Origin of the sequence: Bacteroides sp. An279 (assembly GCF_002159615.1) — a bacterium.
GTDB classification, from domain to species: Bacteria; Bacteroidota; Bacteroidia; order Bacteroidales; family Bacteroidaceae; genus Phocaeicola; species Phocaeicola intestinalis.
In genome coordinates, this window is record NZ_NFJA01000118.1 from 1 (window position 1) to 9,862 (window position 9,862).

5 protein-coding genes are annotated in these 9,862 nt (G+C 52.8%); all 5 read left to right on the plus strand.

The window, feature by feature from the left end:
* The first annotated feature begins 494 nt into the window (after positions 1 to 494).
* The 5 genes from B5F78_RS15005 (at position 495) to B5F78_RS15025 (ending at position 9,727) form a co-directional block, all read left to right on the plus strand.
* The gene (locus B5F78_RS15005; RefSeq protein WP_087407099.1) at positions 495 to 2,891 is read left to right on the plus strand and encodes an FtsX-like permease family protein; all 2,397 of its coding nucleotides are present in this window, start codon (positions 495 to 497) and stop codon (positions 2,889 to 2,891) included.
* A gap of 138 nt (positions 2,892 to 3,029) precedes the next feature.
* Positions 3,030 to 3,707: an ABC transporter ATP-binding protein gene (locus B5F78_RS15010; protein WP_087407100.1), complete on the plus strand. Its 678-nt coding sequence runs from the start codon at positions 3,030 to 3,032 to the stop codon at positions 3,705 to 3,707.
* Positions 3,708 to 3,835: 128 nt separating this feature from the next.
* Positions 3,836 to 6,220, plus strand: a complete 2,385-nt coding sequence (locus B5F78_RS15015; RefSeq protein WP_087407101.1) for an FtsX-like permease family protein — start codon at positions 3,836 to 3,838, stop codon at positions 6,218 to 6,220.
* A 486-nt stretch (positions 6,221 to 6,706) separates the two neighbouring features.
* Complete coding sequence (locus B5F78_RS15020) at positions 6,707 to 9,082, plus strand: ABC transporter permease (RefSeq protein WP_087407102.1); 2,376 nt, start codon at positions 6,707 to 6,709, stop codon at positions 9,080 to 9,082.
* A 183-nt stretch (positions 9,083 to 9,265) separates the two neighbouring features.
* Complete coding sequence (locus B5F78_RS15025; protein ID WP_140400185.1) at positions 9,266 to 9,727, plus strand: hypothetical protein; 462 nt, start codon at positions 9,266 to 9,268, stop codon at positions 9,725 to 9,727.
* Positions 9,728 to 9,862: the final 135 nt, after the last annotated feature.

Below are 9,862 nucleotides of genomic sequence, written 5' to 3' on the forward strand. Positions count from 1 at the left end.
CCATACAACATATTACAGGACGAATATTCTTAAAACTGATGAAAAATGGCTGAAACGGGTACTCATTAATATAATTATACGCGCGCGAGGGGCACACAGGACAAAAAAACATCCACACACATCCAGACGGACATAAGTGGTAAGGCAGGACCACTTATGTGAAACGGCAAGGGTACTTATGTGAAACGGGCCACCCACTTATGTTCATCAAAAGGCATGCTTGAATCTGGGAAATCCACAAGAATAATGGGACTAAAAGAGCAGACAAGACAAATGCATAAGTGAGAAACCAATACCAGCATAAGGTGTCTAATTTTTTGACACCAAGTGTCTAATTTTTTGACACTTCAAAAAAATGATTATTATGTAATCACCTGATTATCAATTAAAATTTTATTTGGCACGATATTTGCTTAAGGAAAAGAGACAGCATACGACATATAGCATTTGAAATTGTAAAAAAGAGAATTAATAAATTAATACATACAACGAACATGAACCAAACGATTCTACGCAACCTGTTTTACACGCTGAAGCGGTTCCGCACGGCTTCATTCCTAAATTTATTAGGACTATCCGCCGCCTTTGCCGCCTTCATCGTAATTATGATGAAGACCCGTTATGAACAACAATTCGACACCTGCTATCCCGAACCCGAACGGCTGGCGGTGCTGAACCTTTCCATTGACGGGAAAGACAACGAGCTGGTGGTGGTGCCTCGCCCGTTTGTAGATGCTGCCATCCAAGAGACCACGGGAATCGAATGCGGCACCCTGCTTTCGATGCAATTCGGAAGTAATCTGGTATATACTGACCCGCACTATCCGAAATACATCAAGGAAAACGTTGCAGCTGTATATCCCGATTTTGCAAAGACTATCGGAATGACTTTCGTGGAAGGCAATGACGAAGGGCTGGACACCCCCAACGGAGCCATTATCTCGGAAAGCCAAGCCAAACGGCTTTTCCCTGACGGAAGCGCCATAGGTAAATACATCTATTTGGAAAGTCCACACCAAGCTACCGAGGAAACACAATTCAGGATTAGCGGAGTGTACAAGGAATTCCCGAAGAATGCCCAGCTTACCAATGACATTTTTTGCCGCATTGGAGAAAAATGGGACCTCAACCAGTGGGGAAGCTTCAGCTATCTGGCTTTCGTCCGCCTGAAACCCGGAGTCACTTACGAAGAAGTCAACCGCCAATTGGTCCAGAACAAGATTATCAACGATAAGATGGAGAAGTCATCTGATTTCAAGGAAGTCAAACCCATGGTTATTCCTATCCGAGATGTGTACTACCACACCAAGCCGTGGTTCTACTTCAAGACGGGCGACCTGCAGCACACGCGCCTGATGATTCTTATCGCCATACTGGTCATCGGCATCGCCGCCGTGAACCTTATCAACTTCACCACCGCCCTCACCCCGATGCGCATCCGCAGCATCAACACGCAAAAGGTATTGGGAAGCTCTGTCGGCTCGCTCCGCACGGGACTGGTGCTGGAAGCCGTGTGCACCGTGTTGCTGGGCTGGCTGATTGCGCTGGGCATCGTGGCTTGCCTCACGCAGACACAGGCACTTGACGCGTTGGATTTCAATCCCGCACTGAAAGACTATCTGCCCGTCATTTTCGGAAGCGTAGGCATCGCCCTACTGACGGGTGTACTTGCCGGACTTTATCCGGCATGGTACATGACCTCGTTCCCACCCGCACTGATGCTGAAAGGCAACTTCGCCCTGAGTGGAAAAGGAAAACGGCTCCGCACCGCACTGGTCAGCTTCCAGTATTTCATCTCGGCATGCCTCATCGTGTGCTCCACCTTCATCTTCATGCAGAACGAATACCAGAAGAACATCCGCACCGGATTCGACCGCGACATGCTACTCATCGCCCAAATGCCTCAAAAACCTTTCCTGAGCCAGCCCTACAAGGCATTCGACCAGCAACTATTGGGCTATCCGGAGTTTGAAGGCGTGGCGTATGCCAATGACCAAATGGGAGGAAGCAACGTGTACAACATCCAAGGATTTACCATAGCCGAGCAACACGTACAGCCTTTCTATGTCCGCGTCTCTACCAACTTCCCGAAGGTCATGGGCATGAAGGTGACCGAAGGGCGCGACTTCCTGCCCGGCGACTCCGTAGGGCGGAACGTAAGGCACTATATCGCCACTAAAGAATTTAAGAAGATGTATAACCTGCCCACCGGACAGGAACTGAATGCCGACTGGATGGGGAAAGCCGAAATCACGGGCTACGTGGACAACGTGGCGTTCACCTCGAACCGCATCACCGCCTTTAGCGGAACGCCCTTCGTATTTACTCCTAATTTATACGATGATGACGTGCTTCCTTTCGGCTATATCCGTGTAAAAGCCGGAAGCGACCCTGCGCAAGCCCTGAGCCACGCCCGCGAAGCCTTCGAGAAGAGCTTCCCCGGCTATGCTGCCGAGATTGATTTCTTCGACAACGTATATAAGAAACTCTATACCGCCGAGACCAACCAGCAACAGATAGTCATCGCCTTCAGCGTGCTTGCCATCATCATCTCGCTGGTGGGCGTGTTCGGGCTGACCATTTTCGAAACGCAATACCGGCGCAAGGAAATCGGGGTGCGAAAAGTGTTCGGTGCCAGCACGAGCCAGATATTGTGGCAATTCAACCGTGCCAGTCTGAAAGTCGCCATCCTTTGCTCGGCAGTGGCGATGCCGGTTGCCTATTACGTAATGAACCGCTGGCTGGAGTCATTCACCCAGCGTGTGCCGCTCTCGGCGTGGGTGTTCGTCGCCGCCTGCCTGCTGATTATCCTGATGACCCTCGTCACCGTGACCGTGCAGAGTTACCGTGCAGCGAACAGCAACCCGATAGATTGCGTGAGAGCTGAATGATGAATTTTTCACCACAGATTACACAGATTTATAAAATTATATTTCTCACAGAGACACCAGAAGAATAAATGATAAAATCTGTGTAATCTGTGGTGAACAAACAAAAGAAATTATTAACCAATAAACACTTATACTATTATGATTAAGATTGAAAACCTTTGCAAGACATTCCGCACAACGGAAGTAGAAACCATCGCACTGAACAACGTGAGCCTCAACGTGGAGGACAAGGAATTTGTTGCCATTATGGGACCTTCGGGATGCGGCAAATCTACCCTGCTGAACATTATGGGATTGCTCGACAACCCGACATCAGGCGATTATTATCTGGACGAAAAAGAAGTGGGACACCTGAAAGAAAAAGACCGCACAAACGTGCGCAAAGGCAACATCGGCTTCGTATTCCAGAGCTTCAACCTGATAGACGAACTGAATGTAGCGGAGAACGTAGAGCTTCCCCTCACCTACCTGGGCGTACCGTCTGCCGAACGGAAGCAGCGCGTGGCGGACATCCTGAAACGGATGAACATCAGCCACCGCGCCAAGCACTATCCGCAACAGCTCTCCGGAGGTCAGCAACAACGTGTGGCAATCGCCCGTGCCGTGGTATCGAACCCCAAAATCATCCTTGCCGACGAGCCGACCGGTAACCTCGACTCGAAGAACGGACAAGAAGTTATGGAACTGCTGACCGAACTGAACAAGGAAGGCACAACCATCGTCATGGTGACGCACAGCCAGCGCGACGCCGGATATGCCGGACGCATCATCAACCTGTTCGACGGGCAGATTGTGGCTTCCATTGCCGAAATGTAGTTTCCTCTTTATTTTTCACCACAGATTACACAGATTTATAAAATTATTATTCGCCAAAGACACGAAGAAATAAATGATAAAATCTGTGTAATCTGTGGTGAGAATCCTAAACACCCACTCAAGCACTTATGAACTATACGATATTACGCAACCTGTTTTATACGCTCAAGCGGTTCCGCACCGCCTCTGCGCTCAACCTGTTCGGGCTTTCGTTCGCCTTTGCCGCTTTCATCGTGATTATGATGAAGGTGAGCTACGAACAGAATTTCGACAACTGCTACCCAGAGCCCGAACGATTGGTGATGCTCAACCTGGGCGACCCCGATAACCATACCATGGGCTACCTGCCGCGCGGACCCATCGACTACTTAATGGAACAAGTACCCGGCTTCGAGTACGGTACCATCTATGCGCCGGCATGGGGGAAGACTGCCCTCTACACCGACCCCAAGAACCCGCAATACTTCTACGAAACACCCTGGGCGGTATCGCCCGGCTTCGCCAAGGTGGTAGGGCTGAAGTTCATTGCCGGAAGCGATGCCGAAATGGGGCAGCCCGAAAGCATCATCGTCTCCGAGAGTTATGCCCGCAAGCTGTTCCCCGACGGCAACGCCTTGGGTGCATACCTCTACATCGAAGGAAGCAACTTCCTGACGCCCGACGCCACCAAGTACCGGATATGCGGCATCTACGAAGACCTGCCCGAGAACTGCCAGTTCAAGAACGACCTCTTCGTGACCATGGGCGAACGGGTGCAGAAGGATGACTGGGGAAGCCAGAACTACTTCGCCTTCTTCCGCCTGAAACCCGGCGTAAGCGTAGAAGAAGCCAACCGCCAGATAGCCGCCACCCGAGCCATCGACCGGATGAACGTGGACAAGGACGACAAGACCGCCCTCTACGTCTTCCCCATCCGCGACTTCTACTACACGATGCACTCGCCCTATTACCTGAAGACCGGAAGCCGCAGCACCACCGCCCTGCTTGTGGTCATCGGGATGCTCATCATCGCCATTGCCTGCATCAACCTGGTCAACTTCAGCACCGCCCTCGCCCCGATGCGGATGCGCAGCATCAACACCCAGAAAGTACTGGGCAGCACCAACGGCGAACTGCGCCGTGCCCTCACCCTCGAATCGGTATGCACCGTCCTTGTAGGTTGGCTGATTGCACTGGGCATCACGGCGGCACTCATCCGCCTGAACGTGCTTTCGTTCATGGGCTTCACGCCCTCGCTCCTCACCTACTGGCAATATGTGGCGGGTACGGGAATGATAGCCCTCGCCGTGGGCATCATCGCAGGACTGTATCCGGCATGGTATATGACCTCCTTCCCGCCCGCACTGGTGCTGAAGGGCAACTACGCCCTGAGCGGCAAGGGCAAGCGGCTGCGCACCCTGCTCATCGGATTCCAGTACGTGGTGTCGTTCGCCCTCATCGTGTCGGCGGCGTTTATCTTCCTGCAAAACCGCTACATGCGCAACCGTGCCTTGGGCTTCGACCGCGACCAGCTGCTCGTGGCAAGCCTGCCCGAAATGCCCTACCAGAGCAGCCCCTACCATAGCTTCGAGTCGAAGCTGAAGAGCTATGCCGAGATAGCCGACGTGGCGTTCGCCAAGTGGGAATTAGGTGCAAACGAAGGATATACCAGCTACATGTTCCGCCATAAAGGCGAGGAGTACGGACACTTCTTCATCGAGGTGAGCACCAACTTCCCCGACGTAATGGGGATGAAGCTCACGTCGGGCACCGGATTCCTGCCCTCCGACTCTATCAGCAAAGACCCGATGATATTCCTTGCCACCGAAGACTTGCAGCGGAAGACAGGCATCGAGGCGGGCGAAATGGTGGACTTCGTCTGGGGCAACCAAGCACGCATCAAGGGCTTCGTGCAAAACACCCAGTTCACCTCGTTCAAGACCAACGCGTTGCCCTACGTGTTCTGCCCCAACGCCAAGTACACCAACGGGCAGCTGCCCTACGCCTACATCCGCGTGCGTGCCGGAAGCGACATGGACACCGCCTTGCGCCGCGTGCGCCAGGCGGCAGAAGAATGCTTCACCGGCTTCCCCGTCGACGTGAAGTTCTACGACCAGGTCTACGCCTCGCTCTACCAACAGGAGGCGGACCAGCAGCAGATGATTACGCTCTTCAGCCTGCTCGCCATTGTCATCTCGCTGGTAGGCGTGTTCGGGCTGATTATCTTTGAGGCGGAACACCGGCGCAAGGAAATCGGCGTGCGCAAGGTGTACGGAGCCTCGACGGGTCAGATACTCTGGATGTTCGGCCGCTCGTACCTCGTGCTGAGCCTCGTCAGCTCCGTCATCGCCACCCCCGTGGCGTGGTATGGTGTGACGCAGTGGCTGGAGCAGTTCAGCCAGCGCGTGCCGCTCAGCCCGTGGGTGTTTGTGGGGGCGTGCGCCGTCATCTGCCTCATCACCGAAGTGACTATCACTGTGCAGAATTACCGCGCGGCGACCGCCAATCCGGTGGACAGCCTGAAGACGGAGTGAATCCAGGTTTCACCACAGATTACACAGATTTTATTATTTATTTCTTCGTGTCTTTGGCGAATAATAATTTTATAAATCTGTGCAATCTGTGGTGAAAACAAACCTTGAAAAACGTGCAAAATGCAATTTAGACCCTCGGCGGACACTTTGCACGTCTGCGAGACGCATTTTAGACCCTCGCCGCGCATTTTGCAACACTTGCAAAGTCCGCGCCGACCCCTCGGCGGACACTTTGCACGACTGCGAGACGCGTTTTAGACCCTCGCCGCGCACTTTGCAACACTTGCAAAGCCTGCGGCGACCCCTCGGCGGACATTTTGCACGTTTTCCGAGGTGGGAAACAAGCTCTAAACAGTAACTATATACTGTGAAGAAACGCAGATTTTCACAGATCAACGCAGATTAAACAGATGATTAAATTTGAATCTGCGAAAATCCGCGTTAATCTGCGTTTCCAAACAAACAATTAAATAATAAATAAACCAGATGAAAAAAGCATTAAACAACCTGTTCCGACGGGGCGAAGCGAACCCTATCAAGATTCTCTGCCTCGGTGTCGGCCTCGCCATCGGGCTGACCATGCTTGCCGAAGTCATCTTCGAGCAAAGCTACGACAACTTCCTGCCCCGGCTGGAAGACACGTACCGCATCACCGAGCAATACAAATCGTCGCAAGAAGACACGTGGCGTCCCTATGCGCAAACACCGGGAGCCACCGCTCCGGGCGTGAAACGGTATTGCCCCGAAGTGGAAGCCGCCACACGCTTCACGTGGCTGGAAAGCGGTATGCACCTCGTGGCGGAAGACCAGCGGGAAGTGACCGCCAACGCCCTCCTGTGCGACAGTTCGTTCTTCGACGTCTTCCCCCGACGCATCCTGATAGGCGAGAATCCGCATACGGGGCTGGAGAAAGAGAACAACGCCTACATCTCGTCGCGCCTTGCCGAAACGCTGGGCACCGACATCGTGGGACACACGCTGACGTGGAAAGAATATCCCGACTTCAAGCTGAACATCGTCGGCATCTTTGAGGAGTTTCCGGAAAACACTCACCTGCCCCGCATTGACGTAGCGGTGGCATTGCCCACCATCGGACAAGTGCGCTATGACGGGCGAAACAACTGGCTGGGGAACGACAGCTACAAGAGCTACATCCGCCTCTATCCCGGGGCGAAGCCCGACCAGCTGACGGACAACGTGAAACGGATGCTGGAGACCAACCTGCCGATGGAAGACCTGAGGAAAAACGGAGCGGATTATGACATCGGTTTCCAGCCCGTCGGCGAAATCTTTTCCTCATCGGATTACAACCGCATCATGAATATCGTCTTCCTCGCCTTCGCCATACTGATGCTGGCGGTAGCGGTATTGAACTATATTCTGCTGGTCATTTCGGGCATGGTGAACCGCGCCAAGAGCATCGCCACCTACCGCTGCTACGGGGCGGAGAGCCGCGACATCTACCGCATGGTGCTCGCCGAGTCGGCACTCCACGGGCTGCTCAGCCTCGCGCTGGCGGTGCTGATTATCTTCGGGATTCAGGACGTGGTGCAGGAACAAATCGGGCACAGCCTCCGCTCGCTCTTCCCGCCTTCTACGATAGCCGTATGTGTGGCGGTGACTGCCTTCATCGTCCTCCTCTGCGGCGTAATGCCCGGCTACCTGTACACACGCATTCCCGTCACCTACGCCTACCGCCGCTATACCGAGAGCAAACGCCACTGGAAGCTGGGGCTGCTCTTCGTGCAGTTCCTCCTCACCACGTTCTTCGTGGCGATACTGGCGGTCATCAGCCTGCAATACCGTGCGCTGACCCATTACGACCCGGGCTTCGAATACAAGGATATGCTTTACGTACCACTTGCCGGCATCACACAGACCGAACAGCAGCGTTGCGTGCAGGAACTGAAAAAGTTGCCCGAAGTGGCGGGCGTGACGTGGGGGTATCAGCTGCCGTCCGAACATTGCAGCGGAAACAATGTATATAACCCTGAGACGGGACAAGAGTATATGAACATCGCCGATATGTACCTCGTGGGCGACGATTACCACAAGGCGTTCGATATCCCCGTCATCGAAGGCAGCACCTTCACGCCTCACCTGAGCGATACCGTGGCACGTCAGGTAATGGTCAGCCGCAAGTTTGTGGAACGGATGCGCGAACTGGTGGGCTGGACAGGTTCGCCCATCGGCAAGACGGTGAACATCACCGAGCACGAAGGTCCGCTCACCGTCTGCGGCGTGTACGAAGAAATTCATTTCGGCTCGCAGATAGCCGAAGATGCCGACGAACGTCCCTCGGTGATGTTCTACGCTCCGGTGCCCTACTCTACCAATCTCTTTATCCGCCTGCGCCAACTCTTGCCCGAAGGGATGAAAGCCGTGCAGAAAGTGGTGGAGGAAACGATGCCCAGCCAGGAGAAGCACGCCTATAGCCTGGCACTGGAAATGAACGCCCTCTACGATGGCATCCTGCACGTGCGCAACAGCATCCTCTTCACCGGCGCGTGCATCCTGCTCATCGCGCTCATCGGGCTTATCGCCTACATCCGCGACGAAATCAGCCGCCGCCACGCCGAGATAGCCATCCGCATCATCCACGGAGCCACGGTAGCCAACGTACAACGCCTCTTCCTGCTCGATCTGCTGAAGATTGCGCTCCCTGCCACCCTTATCGGCGCGTTGATAGCGTGGCGGGCAAGCATTTCGCTCCTCCAGCTCTTCGCCGTCAAGATTGAGCTGACGTGGTGGCTCTTCACCGGCTGCGCCCTCGCGGTGCTCCTCATCGTATGGGCAGTCTCGTCCGCCCTCGTCCTGAAAGCCGCCCGGATGAACCCCACGGAGAACCTGCGGACGGAGTGAATGACTATTCCGCCTAACCAAAAACATCCATCGTAGACCGACCATTGTTGATTTACGATGGATGTTACATACGTGCATCTTTTTGAAACATACGTGAACGAAAGTTTGAAAATGAATGCGTATATTTGTAATCCAAAAGAGAATCTCTCAAAAACAAAAAATTTAAATCATACCATCACGCTTATGAAACATTTCTTATTCTACCTGATTGCATTAACCGTATGCTTGCCGTTCGCTTCGTGCAGTGATGAGTTTGTGGAATTACCGTATGCATACGATGAAATCAGTTACAGACGTGGTTATGACCTTGACATACCTTTAGACACCGTGGTTTATATCGAAAGCCAAGCCGAATTTGACCAACTGTTTGCTGATGAAGAGACAAAGCCCGAAGCAAGCGTACCGTTCTCAGAGGGTGTGCTGGCGGTGGTAAAGGGTATAGCTAATGGAGGAATTGTGGATTTACAAAAAAATCTGATTCAATCGGATGACGGTTATCACTTGTCTATCCGGATTCAAACAGACTTCACAGATGTTATGGAGCCTTGGTATGTCGCCTACGTCATTCCAAAAGAATATGCAGGCAAAGTCGATTTGGATATAGAATACTACCTCACCACAGATTACACGGATTTAAATAATTAAAAATGAATATCCTTTTCCCCACCAGACATCATCCTTTTATGGTTTCCATATCAAAACCGTACGTTCTCCAATTGAAAACCGTACGTTCTCGATATGGAAACCGTACGGTTTTCAATTGGAGAACATAAAAAGAAG